Here is a 17,049-nt window from a genome sequence, read left to right as displayed (position 1 = left end):
TGTCCTCCTACCTGCTGACCCATGGATTAGTGGCAGCAGCTCCGCCCGCCGACACCGGCACGAAGTCTTCTTGGCGCCGTAGGCTGTTGGTTTTGATGGACGCTTCGACGGCTTCCTTGTGTGGGCCGGTGTACCAGGGCAGCGTGCGGACGAGGGTGGCGGGGGCTCCGGAGGCGAGGACGATGGCGCGGCCGCGGTCGAGTTCGGCGAGGTTGGAGACATCGAGGATGCGTTCCTTGGCTTCCTGGCGGGAGCGGCTGCGCCCGGATTTGCCTGAGGAGATGGAGATGTTGGTGTAGCTGTAGTCTCCGATCAGGTCTGAGAGTGCGCGGAGGAAGCCGTCTTCTGCCACTCCCCCGCCGTAGACCTTGATGTTCGCGGCGGACCAGATTTTGCGCATGTTCGCCTCGCCCCAGAGTTCGACGCCCTGGGACCAGGATTGCAGGATGCCCATGACGATCAGGCCCTTGGAGCCGTAGTGGCTGAACTGGTCGGGCAGGCCGGCCCAGCGGACCACGTTGGCCAGCTCATCCAGCGCGAACAATGCTGGAACATCCAGCCGGCCGCCGCGGCGTTCGGCGCGTTCCTCCATGGCTTCGGCGATCGCCACCGTTAGTGCAGTCGTCAAGGGGGCGGCGGAGCGGGCGCCTTCCTTGGAGAGGATGTAGATCGTTTCCCTCGAGCCAGCGAAGTCATGGGGGTTGAACTGCCGGCGGCGGTCACTCGTTACGGTGGTCCCGGGTTCGGGGGCGACCCAGCGCAGGGTGTTGCGGCTTTTGAGGCACTGGATCATTTTCTCGGCGGTGCCGAAGATGCCGTCGCGCTGTTTGTCTGCCAGCTTCAGCGTGGACTCCAGGCCCTTGTACTGCAGCTCGTACCCGTGTGTTTTGAGGATCTCGATCGGTTGGCGGCTGACCTGTTCGGTGACCCACAGATACACCTGGGTAATGGGCAGCCCGCCGAGCGCGGCCGCGAGGAAGTAGGAGGAGAGGATGTCTTCGGCCTTCGGGTCGAAGTAGGCGTCCGGCTTGGACCCGGGCACCCGTGAGCCGACCGAGAAGTGCTGGGTGAGCTTGTACGCCTTCTCTTCGTCGGTGACGTAGGACAGGGGGTTCCACCACCAGTCCGGTTCTTCCTGGGCGATCTTCTGCGGATCGAACACCCACACCGGTGCGGTTTCGGCGCGGACGCTGCGGGTGCCGTCCACGACGTCGCGTTTGTTCGACGTCGACACCACGGCCCCGGGGGCGTCCAGGATCGCGGGCATCACTCGGGAGGTCGACTTACCTGTTCGTGGCCCCCAGATATCGAGGCTGAGGTCTTCCCAGGACTGAAAGAATTTCTGGCCCGTGGAGACCACCTTGCCCACGACGATGCCGGGGTTGTCCTTCACCCCCAGCCGTTCGGCTTTGGCTGTGGCGCCTTTCTCGGAGAAGGCGGCCAGTGACTTCCCCCGGCCGAGGTAGCGGGCCGCCTTATCCACGCGGGCACGCTTGGACGCGCCCTTCAGCCAGGCCGCCAGCACGACGACGGCCAGCACCAGGACCAGGCCGGCCATGAGCAAAGCGGCGAGTGTGGATTGGGCTGGCCAGGGCACGCGGCCCTTGGCCAGTCCGGCCAGCAGATCAATCGGGTGGGCAGGCGGAGCCTGAATGCCGGCCAACCGGGCGCCAAGATGGGCTGCCGCGTAGGTGCCGCCGCTGAACACGATGATGAAGGCGATGGCCAGCCAGACCAGCAGGGCATCCCCGAGGCCCATTCCTTTCCGGTTCGGAGCACTCACGCACGTCCTCCTTCGCCGGGCAAACGGACAGCCACCGGTCCCAGGGGAGGTTCCGTGGGCCTCTCTGTTCGCTCTTTGTGCCAGCGGGTGTTGGTGTCGTTCAGGCCGTCGTTCTTCTCGATGGAGGTCAGGCCGATCTGCACGGGGATGCCCGGGCGGCCGCCGACCTTGATCAGGAACTTGCCCCGGCCCGGCGGGTCGACGTCGATGCCGCGGGAGTCCCAGGCGGGCGGGTCCTGCCAGGAGATGAGCTTCTGCTGCTCCTGGAGGGAGAGGGGAATGGCGGCGGTCAGCAGGGGCATCTCCGAGGCCGGGAGGCCGCCGCAGATCACCATGCCGGAGCGTTCGACGAAACCTTTGGCTTTCATGCGGTCCTCTTCTGCGGGCAGTGCCAGCAAGTCGGACATGGTGTGGGAAATCATGATCTGTCCGACGCCGACGGAGCGGTTCAGTCGGGTCAGCGCGTCCACCCGGTCGACCATGCCCTTGCCGGAGCGCAGCGCCCTCCACAGCTCGTCCAGGACCACGAAGTAGTTCCGGCGCGGTTCCAGGCCGGCGTCCGCGAGGGCGTTCGCGACGTTCACCGTTCCGAATCCGTACGACCAGCACGCGAGCAGCACGGCGGCCTGCAGGTCGGTCTCGGTCTCGTCGATGCTGGAGACGTCGAAGACCACGGCGCGGTCCCGCCGCATCGGGTTGCTGGTCTGCCGGGAGAAGATTTCGCCCAGCTTCCCTCCCCCGGTCAGGCCCAGCAGTGTTGCCTCCAGCGCCCGGGTCTCGCGCAGGTAGACCTTCATGTCACCGCGGTCGAGCGCGACCTGGCGCAGCTCGTCCGGGGCGGAGACAATCACGTCCAGCAGGTCCTTGAGCACCGGGATGCCGTCGAACCGGTCATCGAGGACCCGCAGCGCCCGGTCCAGAATGGTCTGTTCCTGATCGGTGGGCGGGTTGTTCCGGCTGATCGTGATCAGAGAGACGACCATGTTCAGCCGGCGGCCGTGCGCGTCGGCCCTCACCCGGGCGGCAGCCTCAAAGTGCCCGTGGTCCTCGAGGAGACCGGCGGCCTCGACGGCCTGGCCCGGGTCGAGGATGTTCAGGTACCCGGCACCGCGGCCGAGCCTGATTACCTGCCCGCCGAGAGCCTGGACGGCTTTGACGTGCTCACCCTTCAGGTCCCCGAGGACCAGAGGGTGGATCCCTTGCGCGGACAGGCCCAGAAACATGCGGCGGACCAGCGTGGACTTGCCCAGCCCGGGTTTGCCGAGGATAAAGGCCGAAGGGTTGGAGATCAGACGCGCACGCTGGAACCAGCCGATCGGGTCACAGCAGACCGTTGCCTGGGTTTCTTCATGTCGGCCCAGCGGAACGCCGATCATGGGCGAGGACGCGCCCGAGGAAAATGGCCATAGCCCGCAGACCTGGACCGTCGTTCCCCGATACTCCGTCACCGACGGGACGAGCCGGGCCATGCCCCCGCCCCGGCCCGTCCAGCCACGGGTACCGGGACGGGCCCCGCCCGGCTGCTTCACAGGCTTCCGCTTAGCTGTCGCCTTGACGGGCACGGCGGTCTTCCAGGCAAAGAGTTTCGCGCGGGCCATTACAGGGCATCCTTAATCCCGGTCGGCAGCATGCTGTGCGCGGGCAGGACCAGCCCCAGGGGCAGGGAGGCAGCGAATGCGGTGTCCTGCGCGCCGTAGGCGCGGCGCAGCAGCACTCGGGCGGTACCGGAGGTCTGCTCAATGGCCGCCACCGCGCCCGCCAGGCGTTCCTTATCAGTCACGGTGGCGGTAACGATCATGCCGAAGTTCACCAGCCCGGCGCCCCGGGCTTCCTCCGACGCGGTCTGCACGGCGGAGCGGGCATCGACCAGGGCCCGGGCACTGGGCCGGGTCCCGGAGGTGATGCGCACGTTCGCGTTGTTCTGGTCCCGCTCCACCACGGCGGCGGCGCGGGCGGAGTCCATCGGGCGGTAGAGCAGCGAAATGCGCTTCCGGTCAATGTCCCCGTGTGGGGCCAGCAGCCGGGACAGGACCGAGGAGTTCACCGAACCGCGCGGCGCCCCGGTCATGGTCCAGGAAGCCGAGAATCCGCTGTCATGCCGGTAGTCGTCCCAGTTCGCCTGTGTCGCGGTGGGGCCGACCTCGCCCCAGCTCAGGGAGACCGGGGAACCGGCGGCGTGGGCTTCATCAATGATCAAAGCGGCGGGCGGATCATAGGCGACCCGCACGACCTCGCAGAGTTCCTGCGCCGGCATCGGGCGGGCGATGCCGGCACCGGTGGACTGCAGCCGGGCCGAGAGTCCCGGGATCCGGGAGGCGAGGTCACGGGCAACGTCTTCCGGCTCGCGTTTCTTCGACCCGGCCCGCAAACAGGCGTTGAACGTCAGGGAAACCCAGGCCCGGACCGTGGCCGATCCTTCCGGATAGGTGTGCACGACCTCGCGCAGAATCGCCTTCGCGAACTCCGGCGCGTTCTCGTCGATGTTCATGTCCACTTCGTTGCGCAGCCGGTACCCGGAGTCCGGGGCGGTTTCCACCGTGACCGCCGCGGCGTCCAGCCCGGCCTCATCGGCCAGCCCGGCAAGCCAGCCGCCCCAGTTCGCGACCCACGAGTCGACCTGTTCCGGGTCCACCAGCGAGGCGCCGTCGGGTTCGGTGGAGAAGATCACGGTGAAGTGGCCGGTGGCGGGCACATGCAGCAGCGCGAAGGGGCGGTTGTACGAGTCGGTGAACTCGTAGAGGGTCGACTGCGCGGCCAGGCCGGGCAGCTGGTACATGCCCCACGGGGTCACGCCCAGCGGCCCGGAGCGGTAGAGGTTGGTCCCGGAGTTCTTCGAGAGCCTGAACGCCAGGCGGGTGCCGACGCGGTCGACCACGGACTGGCCGTGCTTGTCTTTGACGGTCAGCAGCAGGGCACTCGCTCCGGCCGCGGCCAGAACACCCAGGCCAACGAAAAGGCCCCAGATCGCGAAGCTGACGATCCCCAGCAACAGCCCGACCATGACAATGGCGGTGCCGATAGTGCCAAGGTTCGCCAGACCTGCCGAGCGCGGTACGCGCCAGTTTCCGTAGGACGGTTCCTTGTATTCGGTGTTAATTGCTGCCACTGGGGCCCTCCCCGGTTGAATCCTGCGCGGTCTTCTCGACGGCCTGTGCGGTCATGGACACGGCCTGTGCTCCAACAGCTACAGCCGTGCCGGCCGGACCCGCTGCTGCTCCGGTCGCTGCCGGTGATCCGGTCGCTGCTGGTGCTCGGGTCGCCGGGCCTGCAGCGTCGGCTGCGGACCCGGCTCCTGCCGTGCCCGCTTGGCCTGTGGCGGCAGCACCGGCGGGTCCGCCCGGGCCTGTAGCGCCGGGGGTGGGCTGCCCTCCCCCGCCCTGAGGGCCGGGTGTTCCGTCACTGCCCTTTGGCAAGTCGCCCGCAGGAGTGCTCTGCGTGGCGGGCGGACTGGTGGTGCTCGCGGGGGTCGGGGCGGCGTTGCCCCTGCCGCTGCCGCTGCGGCCCAGGGAGACAGCTCCCGTAGCCAGCGCACCAACGGCGGCTCCGGCTGCCGCTCCGCTGCCCGAAGCGACCGCACCGACCATCGGCGTGACGAACCGCATCAGCGCCGGCAACGCCAGAAGGGCAACGATCATCAGCGTGAAACCCGTGATCGAGCCGATCAAGGCAGTCTGCCCGTTGTTCTTTCCCATGAGGAGGAAGGCGACCGAGTACACGATCGCTGCCGCCGGCTTGTAAAGGATGAAAGCGATGGTCCAGCCGACAGCCTTCTGGAACCACTGCCGGCCCATCTCGGTGTTCGTGAACGCAGCTGTGGTGGGCAGGATGCCGGCCAGGATCACCAGCATGCCGCTGCGCACCACCAGCAGCACGATCTGGACAAGGGAAGCGATCAACCCGATCAAGCCCAGGACGATGAGGATGAACACTGCGGTCTCGGTTTGGTTGGCCATCACGAGCAGGCTCATCGACTCTGCGAATCCCCGGCCATCCGTGGAACGCTCCATGATGGCGGTCGAAAAAGCATCCGCCGCGACCACCAGGATCGAGATGACGCCCAGGCCAAGTCCGGAAACCAGGGTGAGCGTGAGCAGCGAACGGAGCAGATCCTTCAGCGGTGCCCCGCGCTGTTCCCAGATCATCCGGATGCCGCCGAGGATGACGGCGAGGACCGCCAACGCCAGCGTCCACGGCATCAGTTCACTGTTGACTGTAGAAACGACGGGACTTGGCGTGGTGCCGTCCTCGCTGGCCAGGTTCACCGTGGGCATGGATACCCAGAAGGTTGACAGTGTTGTCACCATCTGGCTCATGCCCTCGATGATCGCTTTCGCCATGTTGGTCAGCGCGTCATCAGCTAGCCCTAGAGCCCAGTTCCCCAGTGCGCAGCCGGCATCCAGCGGCAAACACTTCTCGGCCATGTCATGCACCTGACCAGGGGATGAAGCCGCTGAGGTCGCGGATTTGGGTTATTTCGTTGACCAAGCGGCCGGAGTCAGCAATTGCCAGCTTCCAGTCGCCTTCTGTCCACTTCAGGGGAAGGACCGTGTGTCCCAAAACGCCTTGGTCGGTCTGAAAAGCGATATCAACGTTGGCAGCTGACCGGGAGTAGCTCTTGATCACAAAGCCCCGGAATTGCACCGTTGAGTTCGGTGTAGTCGTCACCGGCATGGATTGCGCATCTTCTTTGGCGATTTCCCTGCCGGGCCCGGGCAGCAAGAGCTTATCCGTCAGCTTCTGATTGATGGCGCGGTCGCCCGATGAGCCCATTGCCAGGAGGTTGGCCGCTGCGTAGAGGGCTCCTGTGGGTGACTGGGAAAAGCACGAGCGGAATCCGTCTTTGTCAGTGGTACCGGGTCCGAAGGTTTCCGGATCGGTCGGGGTGGCCATGCGGCCCACCAGCTCCCACTTGGATTCCGGTGCTGCGCCCAGAGCCGTTTCGGATGAGGCGGGAAGTCCGCAGACGCTGCCGCCTGCCTCCGCCGAGGTCGTGGGGCTGGCTGCGGTCGAACCGTTGTTGGCTACCGGGGCCGGTTGTGCGTTTGGCTGTCCTTTGGGGAGCAGGAAGATGACAATGGCCCCCGCGATCAGCGCGAGCACCAGCGCGGCGGCAATGATGAAACCGGGTTTGGTGAACGGATTGCTGTCGGTGGTGTTCTCTGGTGACTGGTCCATGGTGAACCTCCCGTTGCTGGTGCTGGCTTTTAGACGAAGGCCCGGACGATACCGGCGGATCCGGTGATGATGATGCAGCCCATCAGGACCCAGCCGAGCGTGGCGAGGGTCTGGCCGCCCTCGCCGCGCTGGAGCGAGATGACGAGTTTGATGCCGACGATGATCACGCCCAGGACGCCCAGGACCAGGCCGATACCGGAGGCCCAGTCCAGGATGGTCAGCAGGCCGCCGGCCTGTTCCGGGACGGTCGGGGTGGGGTTGGGGATGACGTTTGCCGCAGGTACGGAGAGGGAGTTCATGGCGAGACCTTTCAGTGAGTGGTGCGTGGCGTGTTGTCGGTAGCCAGAGCGGCTATGTCAGTGATGAAGCGCTGGTAGTCGCGCGCCGTTGGCGGCGTGGTGTCGCCGTGGCGCCAGGCCTCTACCCAGGGCAGGGTCCAGAGGCGGGGCGCTCCCCCGCCGACGATGGCGGCGAAGTCGCGGAGAGCTTTGGGCGTCTTCCCGGGCGCGTCTGCCAGCACGGCGAGGCCGAGCAGGTCGATTTCCGGTGCGGCGCCTGACGCCCACTGGGTCAGTGCGCTCCGGGCGGCCGTGAGGCCGCGCATGTCGGCCCGGCAGACCAGCAGCACCCGGGGTTTGCTGCCGTCCTGGAGGACGGGCCAGCAGCGCCCGGTGGCCCGTGCGCCGTCGAGGAGGCCGGCGATTCTGCTTTCTCCGGCTCCCCCGTGGACCCCGGTGATCCACAGGGCGGCCGTACCGGTCATGCTGCGGCGGGCCAGGCGGTCGGCTGCGTCCGGTTCGATCATGCCCCGCAGCGGCGCATTGATCACGGCCGCAGGCGGCATGTGCGTATCCGGTGCTTCTCCTGATGCGTTTTCCGGCCGGGGAGGGCTGGTAACCCAGGGGTTCAGGGACTGTTGCATGTTCTCCTCCTTTCGTTCAGTGGCCGGTAGCGAATGTCCGGGCGGTTTCAGTCACGGTTAGAGGCCGCGCGCCACGGCAGCTGCCGCCCGTAGCCACGCCCTGCGCGTTGCCGGCTGGAGGGCACCGAAGCGGATTTGACCGGACTTCAGCGCGGCATCGAAGGGCACTACGACGACATCACGGACGTAGGGACGGAACTTGTCCGCTGTTTCCTGCGAGAGCCGGGCCTCGCCTTTTTGCCGTTCGGAGACGATGACGACGGCGTTGGTAGCGAGTGAGGCCGAGCGTTCGCTTTTCAGGTCCAGGCCCTGCAGGGTCAGGAGGGCGGCCTCTACGCGGTCTTCTTCGTTGGTGGTGGGAACGACCAGCTGGTCGGCGTGGTCGATCATGCGGTTCCACTCGGCGCTGCGGTGGTTGTTGCCTGAATCCATCAGGATGAGGCGATAGTACTTGGAGACGACCCGGTGAAGGATGTCCACTTCTTCAGCGGTGACTTCGTGGGTGCCATCCACGTCCGAGTCGGAGCGCAGCACGTCGTACTTATCGGTGCTCTGATGGTGAACGAAGGCGTTGATATCTGCGGACCGGGCCGTGGGCGAGAGCAGAGCATCGGCCGCAGCGATGACATCCAAGGCGCTTCTGGTGTGGTCGCCCTGTTCCGTGCGCCAGCCCAGGGTTCCCGTGGTCGGGTTGTTGTCCCAGGCCACGACGCTGCCGCCGTTGCGGCCGAACACGGCCGCCAGATCGGCGACGGTAGGTGTCTTGTTCGATCCGCCCTTCTGATTGACCACGGCGATGGTGCGGGTGCCGGCGAAGTGCTTGGAGGCCAGACGGATATCCTCGCGTTCACGCAGCTCATCCGCGGACGGTGCCAGCGAGAAACCCATGGTGTTGAGCATTCCCCGGATGCCCTGGGTGGCCGGTTCAACCGTGCTGGGTGCGGCAAGGAAGCTTCCCGCGTCCCTGAGTGCGCGGCGTGTCGTCGGCCCGGGCGACACGGGGTTCGGCGACCCAGGCCCGTCGTCCACCTTGCCGGGATCGGAGGAAACAGCGGCGGGTTCTGTGGGCGCCGTTTCTGGTTCCGGGGCCGGAACCGTGCCGACGGACTTCGTCTCCGCCTTCCCGGGCGCGGTTTCGGAAGTTTCCGTCGTTCGGCGGGCTGGGCGGGTCTCGTAGGTGACGGATTCAATCGTCTGGTCCGGGTGCACGATCAGTTCACCGTGCCCTTCGGGATCCTCGATCCGGACCCTGACGGGGCGCTGCAGGGTCTGAGCCTCTTTCACGACGAGGGCCAGCGCGTTGTTGCGGAGGTCCTGGATAGATTCCCCGGCAGGAACGACGCGGGAGTTTCCGGCAACGACCACCTCGGCGGTTCCGTTGTCGCGGACGATGGCCCTGATGTTGGGAAAGGCCAGGACTTCGGTTGGTGTCGTACCCATGAACTTTTTCCTTTACGTGGGTGAGGTGGACAGGGGCGGTGCTTAGGGCGTTGGTGAAGTGAAACGATTGACCTGCCACGGGGCATCTCGGCCCGTGCGGAGCAGCTGCAGGGTGTAGGTGCCGGCGTTGGTGGGGACCTTCGCGGTGACGCCGTAGCCGTTGGTTTCGTCGACGGTCAGTGTGGCGGTGCCGGTGATGCGGGTCGCCGGGATGTTGGCCGGGTCGACGGTTGAGTAGTCGGCGGTCGCCCGCGGGGTTAGCCAGCGGGCAAGATCATTGGCCCACTGGTTGTCTTCCACGGCAGGGCGGGCGTAGTCGGCCATGGCCTTCTCCGCGACGTCGACAGCCTTCTCCTTGCTGGCCTGATTCCAGCTGATGCCGGTGGTGGCCGGAGCTGTGCCGCCGGGGGCCTGCGGGCCGCTCCCGGCGCTGAGCGAGACGGGCGCGGACGGCGTGGTGCCGGGTGGTCCTGCCGGTGCCGGGGTGGTGTCGACTGCCGGTGCACACGCAGCGCAGAGCAGGGCCACCGCGATGAGGGGCAGGTGCTTTTTCACTTTTTCTCCTCCTGAGCGGGCAGGTATAGGAATGCGTTGGGGGCCGCATTGTTGACCGTGCGGGTGTAGTAGGTGTGATTGTTCGGGGCAGGATTGCCGTTGTAGCCCTCCTCGATGAAGGTGCCGTCGTCCCTGACTTCCTTGACCACGGCCACGTGCCCGAACGTCGGATCGGCACCGCCGGTGCCGGGGGCATACCAGACGATCGCGCCGGCACGCGGCGTGCTGCCCGTGGGCCAGCCCTTGGCGTTCCAGCCGTCTTTCCAGGTCAGCGCCGATCCCAGATTCTTTCCATCGGGGCGGAAGGTGCTGTTGTGGAGCCTGAACGGCGCGCTGGTACTGCCCAGCTGCTGGTTCACCCGCCAGAGGGCGAAGTCGACGCACTCCCGGTTGTACAAGCCGAGCGGGGACGTGCTCGCGTCGTTGACGCCAACCTGACGCCAGGTCGGCGCGTCCTTCCACGGCAGGTCATCCCCGACCCCCGCGCTGCCGATAACGCCACAGCCGCTGCCCTCAAGGGAGATGTCCTCGTCCGAGATGGCCTCGACGATTTTGACCGAGGCCGGCCAGAACTTCTCATAGTGATACGGGTCGGCGTTACGCTGCACCCGGTTGGCCGCGAGGGTGGGCTCCAGCAACTCCCAGCCGTCGACTCTCTGAAGGGCCCTGATGAAGTTGGTGGCGCTAACGGCCGGGTCCATACGGTCCTCGTATGAGCCCCAGGCGCCGTTGTCCCGCTGCTGGAACAATCCCCGGGAATCCGGGCCTGGACCATCGCCATGGTCTAGTACCCTCAGGCCGGACTCACCCAAGGCCACCATCACGCTGATCATCTGCCCTCTAGCCGGCAGGTCCAGCCTCTCGCCGGCATTGATGATGGCTGCAGCATTCTTCAGCTGCTCTGCCGAGTACCCCTCAACCGCGGTATTGCCGTCGACTGCCGCTGAAACGGCCGCTGCACATACGGCCGACGCGGGCTCGGACCCGGCCGGCTGCTGCATTAACGCGAAGATCAGCCCAATAGACAACACGGGCGCCGAAGCGACCGCCCCGGTCACGAGACCTGTCGGTTTCACGACCGATCCCCCTTCTAAGCAGTGGAAAGGATAAGGCAAGCATCACTTTTAAAGTGATGCTAACATCACCTAAACGATGATGTAAGTTCAGCGACTCGCACAGGTGGGCGAGAATTATGGAGTGCCGCGCATCTACAAGCCGATTTCCGGACTGCCCAATGAGGTTGGAAACGCTTTGAGTGTTTTCAATGCGAACACCCTGAGGGCGGCGGTTATCCGTGACCTGGCCCGGCACCCGGACGGTGACACCACGGGAAATATCGCAAGGCGAATCGGGGTCGACTATCGGCAGGTCTACACCCATATCAAGACTCTTGAAGCTGAAGGGGTCGTCTCCGCGGGCGGTGAGGTCGGTGAACGCAGCGGACAGCGCGTTCTTTACTTCATTGACCTCGCCAAGCTGCGCGAGCAGGGACTCATATACATGAGGTTTTTGTTGGGTGAATGAAGTGCGCCCTAGGGGGCACTCACTGGATGGGTCTTTACGAGCGTCCGGGTGCATCGCGCCGAGCTTATCACGCATGTGTCACACATGCGTGAACACCCCTCAGAAGGAAGCGTTAATACGTCTCGCTCGAATGAATCGTAGGGTTGCCTGACGGCTCAGCTTTCCTCGTCCAAAATTCTGGTGATCGCCTTCAGCGCTTCCGGATCGACCGGACCCAGGGCGCGGGCCGCGAAGTTTCGCACTTCCGCTCGCCTCATACTGCGCAGCAGCTCGAGTTCAGCTTCTACTCGTTCAGGCAATTTGCCGCCGTCCTGAAGAAGATATTCTGGGTCCACGTCGAAGACAGAGGCTATTGCGCGCAGCGCTTCGTCCGGGACCACCTGCTCTTTGCCCGCCTTCAGCAGCGACCATCTGGTCCGCGAAAGATAGTAGCCGGCCTTCTGAGCCCCATCACGGATAGCCGGGTAGTCAAAGGGCTTACCGCTTTCCGACATGATCACGTCCAGCAGAAGACTGATCTTCCGTGCGAGCGTTTCTGCTCGGCGGATCCCCGCGGTCCGCTCCGGCGACAGATCAAAATCGCTCAAGCCAGCTCCAATTTGTAGCTCCGACGAAACAGCCGAAGGTGACTGTTCCGATAAGGGCGCCGGCTAAGGCTTCGCCCCATGTGTGTTCCTTCAGGGCGGTTCGGCTCGCCATCATCATCGGCGATAGTACCAACAGCCAACCAAGGGCCGGGCCGAATACTGCCGTTCCCCAGAGGGCCGCGAAGATTATAACTGATACATGGGCCGAGGCGTTCATCCAGCGTCGTGCCAAAGCCAACCCCGCGTTGCCTGCAACTAGTCCTATGACTGTTGCAGGAACAGGGGCCGGGACGTTCAGCAAGGCACAAGCAACTACCCCAACAACTGTCAGTATTGTAACCACTCTAGTTCGCCATGTTCCGGGTAAACCCAGCAGCGTAGAGATCAGAGCGTATTTCTTGTAGGTGAATCCAGGGATGACGATGGTGCCGACGGCAAGCGCAAGGACGCCCAAGGGACCGAGGCCGGCCTTCACTCCAGCCAGGACAATGACCACCAGCAGAACAACCGCGGGGGCGAACGCTTTCGAGAAACTAGCTGCCAGTCTGAACTTTGGCGCTAACCGGACCTGAGCGTGCAATTCTTGCCTCAATGTTGTCTACTAACTCGATTTCTTCGGCTGACAGAAGTTCCGGACTTTGAACCCGTATGTCGTCAATAAAGATCACCCATCGGTACAGCTGGTTCCTACAGGCCCGCGGTCGCAGACTGAGCGCCGCTCCTTCCCGGGCCCGTTGACCCGCATCCGTTTCAACGAGCCGGCTGACAATGGGTCGAAGCCTCCTAAGAGCGCTCCGTATTCGCGTGTGCTCGGCCGACTGCAGTCGAATGCGCTGGTACGCAGGAAGCGCAAAGCCCACAGCGAAGCCAACCAGGGTCAGCGCGACCAGCGCCCGGTAACCCACGTAAACAGTATTCGAGACGTAGCTGTCTATCCCAGTTGCCTCCTGTGCCACCAGAAGCAGCTTGACCCCGACTGCCAGAACTCCGATAAGGCAAGAGACGGCAGTGATGTCGAACCCGACGCGAAAGGACACGGTTTCGCCTGTCCTGTCCCGGCGTAGGCATTCGATGCCGGTGTAACCCGTGATTAGCCCGATCCAGGCGAAGAAGAGGCTCTGATACCAACCGATAGTTGGGATACCCGCGAAAACGTCCGTGAAGTTAGTTGCAGATCCGGGTGTTTCCGAAGCGAGCAGCAGGACTGTCTGGAGAATCGATAGCGCGAGTCCCGCCAGTACCAGGAGAAGCCAGCGGGCGTTTGACGCTCCCGTTGCACCAACGATCAGGCGGCTAAGCTCGGTCATGCCAAGCCCCAACACGATGTGGACGACCAGGTTCAGAATATTTCGCCCGCCCAATAGGGCGTCAACGGCTAGGTACATCGGATCAATATTCAGTGTCGTGCCGATCGATACGGGAAGCATCGCAGTGAGAATGCCCGGCTTCCACCCGAACCTCAGCCCAACGATCCGGATAATCACCACCGTCCAAAGGATGAGAGCAGGCAATATCTGCAGCAGGCTCATCCAAAGACCTTTTCGAAGTCACTGGTCGGTGCAGTTGGCCTGACCAGCACCAACCCAGAAAGCAGGTAAGCGACTTCCTCGGCGGCCTTTTCCACACCATTCCATTGTGGGGATCGGGCAAGCATCCGCTTGATGCCTTTCCTCTGCCCCAGATGATTGAAGACTGAGGGCATGGAAGCAGCGAGGCCGTCGCACCCGTCATGCTGCAGCAGGATATGGCCGAACTCGTGGCAGATCACGTGCAGCCGGTGCAGTTCCGAGTGATCTTGTGGAACGAGGATGTGGGATTTTAGATCCGTTTCGAGCCAAAGTCCGGAAAGGCCAGGAATGACGGACTCGGGGACGATCCGAATAGTAATAGGTTTGCCATGCGCGATTTCCACTGCTTCAAGGAGCCGCTCGAAGGTTACGTGGCCCGCTAGTTGAAGCTGATTCACAGCGGCCTGAGGCACTCGACGTGGGAGGCGTGCCTCTGGGGCTCCATCCCTACTTCTTCGCATTACATCTCCACTACACGAACTTTCACACATGATTCACGCATGTGTGAGTACACTACCTATTGAGCGGTACCCGCGCCTGAAAGCCGAAACAGCAGGGCCCGTTCATCGAGCAACTCACTGACCTGTTTAGCACGAGGAAGGAAACATGCGTCGAATCGAGGGCGTTCCAGCACGACCGGCAGACCTTCTTACGGCTTCAATTTACGACCACGAGACTCTGTCACTAGAGCATGGCTGCTATGGACATGTGCTGCTGCTCGGCTCCCCCACAGCAAAAGCTGACCTGGCACTGCCTCCATCGAGTAGTCAGCGCACCCCTGCAACTGAGTTCAGCGCTGGCGTTGCGCCTAATTTGAAGGATCAACCCGGTGTTTTCCGACACGCCGAACAGCTTCACCTCAATCGGTTACAGTAACCGTTTGAATTACGACATGGCTATTTCAGGAAATCGTCGTGGCGGGCGCCGCAGCAAGGGTGAACGCCACCTCATTGGAGCCCGCATGCCAGTACCTGACGCCGACAAACTCCGAAGCGTCGCGGAAGCGGAAGGAAGCACGGTCAGCGATTACGTTGCACGTGTCATGCACGAACACCTGATGACCATTGATCTCGACTCGCTGTACGGTCAGGAGGCTTTGCCTATCAGCCGAGCCAGTTAAACGAGGAAGGCCCGCGGTTGCGGGCCTTCCTATGAAGTTATCCAAGCTCATCGTTGCGATTCCGCCAAGTCTCCTCAACGAAGAGCTTCATACAGATACCGGGTATTTTCATGCCCTTCTCCATATGGAGTTGATTCCATCATACACGCACACCTTTTTACAGAGCGTGATGCCTTCGAAACGCACCCTCATGGCGTGTCGAACGGAAACACCCTCTACTCATCGGAAAGAGAACAGGCTCAAGCCGAATGGCGCGCCCTAGCTCCGCTGATCGCGTCGCAGCCGCGCGTCCGTTTATCCAAAGACGGCGGCAAGACATACCGCGACAGCGGAGAACGTGACCTCACCGATTCGCTGCCGTCCTTCCCTGCCGCAGTAAGGACCTGCGGTAGGGATGGGCTCGTTCGTACGATCTGCCTAGACCTCGACATCAAGGGCGGGGGCACAGACAAGGTCAATAACGACTACCTCAACCTACGGACGTGGTTCTCCGCCAACGAAGTGAGATGGATCGAAGACCAATCCCCGAGCGGTGGTCGTCATCTATACATCCCTCTCAACTTCGGCGTCGCGTTCACTGAGGCCAAGGAATTTGTGCAGGCCCTAGCAAAACGCCACACCAGCCTCGACCCAGGACCTCATGAGAATGCAAGCACTGGCGCAATTCGCGTGCCTGGCAGCGTCTGGAAAAAGGGTGGATACCAAAGGCTCACTATGAGCCTCAACGTTGCCTACGAGATTGCCCGCGCACAACGCAACAATTGGACTGCCTGGGCGAAGCTCTACAAAGGCCTCGAACCGGAGCTGGCGCTCATCCGGCAACGCCGGCTGCGACCGCTCGAACTTATAGAAGACAGCGAAGCACTACCGCTGGCGGCAGGGCCCCGCCCACTATCGACGAGCAAAGAACAAACAGCACGGACCGGCAATTACGACCCCACTCGATACAACAGCCCCTCAGAAGCTCGCCAAGGCGTTTTGGCATCGGCCGCAGCAGCGGGATGGACACTCGTGCAGGTGCAACAGCGTATGCACCAGAACGTCTGGGCCGGCATGACTGCGTTCTACTCACGGTACTCACCAGCAAATCGCAGCAAGGCCCTACGCCGAGACTGGCAAGTAGCCGTGACCTATGTCCGAGAACAGAAGAAAAAACAACAGGCCAGAAGCGGAGGGAATCAAACTAGGCATAAAAGCTACACAAGCCCGCCCAATACACACCCCCCGCATGTAAGTTTGCTCCCTCAAACCAAATCTCCTGCGGAGTACGAATATCTACTCTCCTGGCGTAACGCCTTAGCTCTTTTCGAACAAAGCTGGGTTGGGTCAAGGGCCGGACTGGGCATTCGTCTACTGCTTCGTGCCATGGGAGAAGCAGCTGCTAAGACTGGCAGCAGGTTCATCGAATTCGGGGTTCGATCTCTGGCCGTAGCCGTTGGTGTTCACGAGACAACGGTTGCGAAGTTATTGCGACAGCTTTCAGATGCAGAGGTGAGATTGATTCGGCTTGCCAGGGAAGGGAGAGGAGTTTATGCAGACATGTATGAACTGGTAATCCCGGACTGCCTGAGGGAGAGGGCAGAAGAGAGATCGTGGCGGCCAGGCAAGATTCATGCATTACGCCCCGTTTTCCGCGAGCTGGGCTCTGTGGCAGCTTTCGCTTATGAAGCAATCGAACAGGCCGATCTCCCTTTGAACAGTACGGAAATCGCTAGGATTGCTGGGCTATCGTCCAGAGCGGTGACACAGGCATTGGAGTTGATGGCGGCCTGGAACATGATCCAGCGGATTGACGGTCGCTGGAGAATCGTTCACGAGACGAGTCTGGAGCTTTTAGCCGAGCGATTCGGTGTTCAGATGGCTGTAGCAGCCCAGCTAAAGCGATATTCGCACGAGCGATCCGTCTGGCATCAGTGGCTTCTTCGACGTTCCCTTGCCCGTGAAGCAGTGCTAGCTAAAGTCACGGATGAATACGAGTACTTCGACCACTCCGGTCCCCCGGATGAGACTACATCTCTCACTGCATTTGTTTATCCACGTGCTTCCTAATGCGGATCTCGATGATTCTGTTGCGAGACAATCAGTTGGACGCTTCCCGCGCCCTCAATTGAACAGCTTGACGACATGGAGTGCCGGTCTGGTGGAGCCTGGGTGTTTGTGTCTGTGGTTGGTGGCTGAGAGTCGGCGGGGGCCGGGGTGAGGCGGTGCGTTGGGTCGCCTGATGCGGCGGCCGGCTTCGGCCGCACTCCCCCGCGGTGGCGTTCAACAGGGCGGGGTTCGCTTCGTGCTGTGACAGGAGCTGCTTTGGGATGGTTGTCTTTCAGGGGCGGGACCAGGAATTGCTTGCCGGATCCTGCGGCCGCAGTTGCAGACTC

The 17,049-nt window shown here is 63.1% G+C and carries 17 protein-coding genes; 3 read left to right on the top strand and 14 right to left on the bottom strand.

Translation table 11 applies throughout. From position 1 onward, the window contains the following. Positions 1 to 7: 7 nt before the first annotated feature. From AHIS1636_RS17840 to AHIS1636_RS17795, 10 genes are read right to left on the bottom strand one after another with little or no spacing between them, the layout of a single operon-like run. Positions 8 to 1,783, bottom strand: coding sequence for a type IV secretory system conjugative DNA transfer family protein (locus AHIS1636_RS17840; RefSeq protein ID WP_264797196.1), 1,776 nt, complete (start codon positions 1,781 to 1,783; stop codon positions 8 to 10). Then, positions 1,780 to 3,381 (bottom strand): helicase HerA domain-containing protein, encoded by a 1,602-nt coding sequence (locus AHIS1636_RS17835; protein ID WP_264797195.1) that lies wholly within the window; start codon positions 3,379 to 3,381, stop codon positions 1,780 to 1,782. Before AHIS1636_RS17835 ends, AHIS1636_RS17840 begins: the two co-directional genes overlap by 4 nt. Further along, entirely contained in the window at positions 3,381 to 4,889 is a 1,509-nt protein-coding gene (locus tag AHIS1636_RS17830; protein ID WP_264797194.1) for an SCO6880 family protein, read from the bottom strand. The genes AHIS1636_RS17835 and AHIS1636_RS17830 overlap by 1 nt, the downstream gene beginning before the upstream one ends. Further along, the gene (locus AHIS1636_RS17825) at positions 4,876 to 6,204 is read right to left on the bottom strand and encodes a TrbL/VirB6 family protein (RefSeq protein WP_264797193.1); all 1,329 of its coding nucleotides are present in this window, start codon (positions 6,202 to 6,204) and stop codon (positions 4,876 to 4,878) included. The genes AHIS1636_RS17830 and AHIS1636_RS17825 overlap by 14 nt, the downstream gene beginning before the upstream one ends. A gap of 1 nt (position 6,205) precedes the next feature. After that, positions 6,206 to 6,958, bottom strand: a complete 753-nt coding sequence (locus AHIS1636_RS17820; RefSeq protein ID WP_264797192.1) for a DUF8175 domain-containg protein — start codon at positions 6,956 to 6,958, stop codon at positions 6,206 to 6,208. 29 nt (positions 6,959 to 6,987) lie between these two features. Beyond that, positions 6,988 to 7,257, bottom strand: coding sequence for a hypothetical protein (locus AHIS1636_RS17815; RefSeq protein WP_264797191.1), 270 nt, complete (start codon positions 7,255 to 7,257; stop codon positions 6,988 to 6,990). 11 nt (positions 7,258 to 7,268) lie between these two features. Then, positions 7,269 to 7,880 (bottom strand): DUF6668 family protein, encoded by a 612-nt coding sequence (locus tag AHIS1636_RS17810; RefSeq protein WP_264797190.1) that lies wholly within the window; start codon positions 7,878 to 7,880, stop codon positions 7,269 to 7,271. A 57-nt stretch (positions 7,881 to 7,937) separates the two neighbouring features. Then, positions 7,938 to 9,320, bottom strand: coding sequence for an AAA family ATPase (locus AHIS1636_RS17805; protein ID WP_264797189.1), 1,383 nt, complete (start codon positions 9,318 to 9,320; stop codon positions 7,938 to 7,940). 42 nt (positions 9,321 to 9,362) lie between these two features. After that, positions 9,363 to 9,875 carry a hypothetical protein gene (locus tag AHIS1636_RS17800; RefSeq protein ID WP_264797188.1) on the bottom strand — a complete coding sequence of 171 codons (513 nt, stop codon included), beginning with the start codon at positions 9,873 to 9,875 and terminating at the stop codon, positions 9,363 to 9,365. Continuing rightward, positions 9,872 to 10,933: a CHAP domain-containing protein gene (locus AHIS1636_RS17795; RefSeq protein WP_264797187.1), complete on the bottom strand. Its 1,062-nt coding sequence runs from the start codon at positions 10,931 to 10,933 to the stop codon at positions 9,872 to 9,874. The genes AHIS1636_RS17800 and AHIS1636_RS17795 overlap by 4 nt, the downstream gene beginning before the upstream one ends. Positions 10,934 to 11,072: 139 nt before the next feature. Here AHIS1636_RS17795 and AHIS1636_RS17790 point away from each other — a divergent pair, with 139 nt between their 5' ends. Then, entirely contained in the window at positions 11,073 to 11,399 is a 327-nt protein-coding gene (locus AHIS1636_RS17790) for a helix-turn-helix domain-containing protein (protein WP_264797186.1), read from the top strand. A 155-nt stretch (positions 11,400 to 11,554) separates the two neighbouring features. On the opposite strand, the gene AHIS1636_RS17785 is transcribed toward AHIS1636_RS17790, so the two are convergent. From AHIS1636_RS17785 to AHIS1636_RS17770, 4 genes are read right to left on the bottom strand one after another with little or no spacing between them, the layout of a single operon-like run. Beyond that, positions 11,555 to 11,986, bottom strand: coding sequence for a hypothetical protein (locus AHIS1636_RS17785; protein WP_264797185.1), 432 nt, complete (start codon positions 11,984 to 11,986; stop codon positions 11,555 to 11,557). After that, positions 11,973 to 12,482, bottom strand: coding sequence for a phosphatase PAP2 family protein (locus tag AHIS1636_RS17780; protein ID WP_264797184.1), 510 nt, complete (start codon positions 12,480 to 12,482; stop codon positions 11,973 to 11,975). The genes AHIS1636_RS17785 and AHIS1636_RS17780 overlap by 14 nt, the downstream gene beginning before the upstream one ends. 37 nt (positions 12,483 to 12,519) lie before the next feature. Beyond that, entirely contained in the window at positions 12,520 to 13,515 is a 996-nt protein-coding gene (locus AHIS1636_RS17775; protein WP_264797183.1) for a hypothetical protein, read from the bottom strand. Next, positions 13,512 to 13,952 (bottom strand): M78 family metallopeptidase domain-containing protein, encoded by a 441-nt coding sequence (locus AHIS1636_RS17770; RefSeq protein ID WP_264797182.1) that lies wholly within the window; start codon positions 13,950 to 13,952, stop codon positions 13,512 to 13,514. The genes AHIS1636_RS17775 and AHIS1636_RS17770 overlap by 4 nt, the downstream gene beginning before the upstream one ends. A gap of 431 nt (positions 13,953 to 14,383) precedes the next feature. Between AHIS1636_RS17770 and AHIS1636_RS17765 the strand changes: the two genes are divergently transcribed. Beyond that, complete coding sequence (locus AHIS1636_RS17765) at positions 14,384 to 14,674, top strand: hypothetical protein (RefSeq protein WP_264797181.1); 291 nt, start codon at positions 14,384 to 14,386, stop codon at positions 14,672 to 14,674. Positions 14,675 to 14,869: 195 nt separating this feature from the next. Next, complete coding sequence (locus AHIS1636_RS17760) at positions 14,870 to 16,723, top strand: MarR family transcriptional regulator (protein WP_264797180.1); 1,854 nt, start codon at positions 14,870 to 14,872, stop codon at positions 16,721 to 16,723. The last annotated feature ends 326 nt before the right edge of the window (positions 16,724 to 17,049 follow it).

The organism is Arthrobacter mangrovi, assembly GCF_026011795.1.
Lineage (GTDB): Bacteria > Actinomycetota > Actinomycetes > Actinomycetales > Micrococcaceae > Crystallibacter > Crystallibacter mangrovi.
Note: the sequence above shows the minus strand (reverse complement) of the source record. Positions and strands in the feature narration are given on the sequence as shown.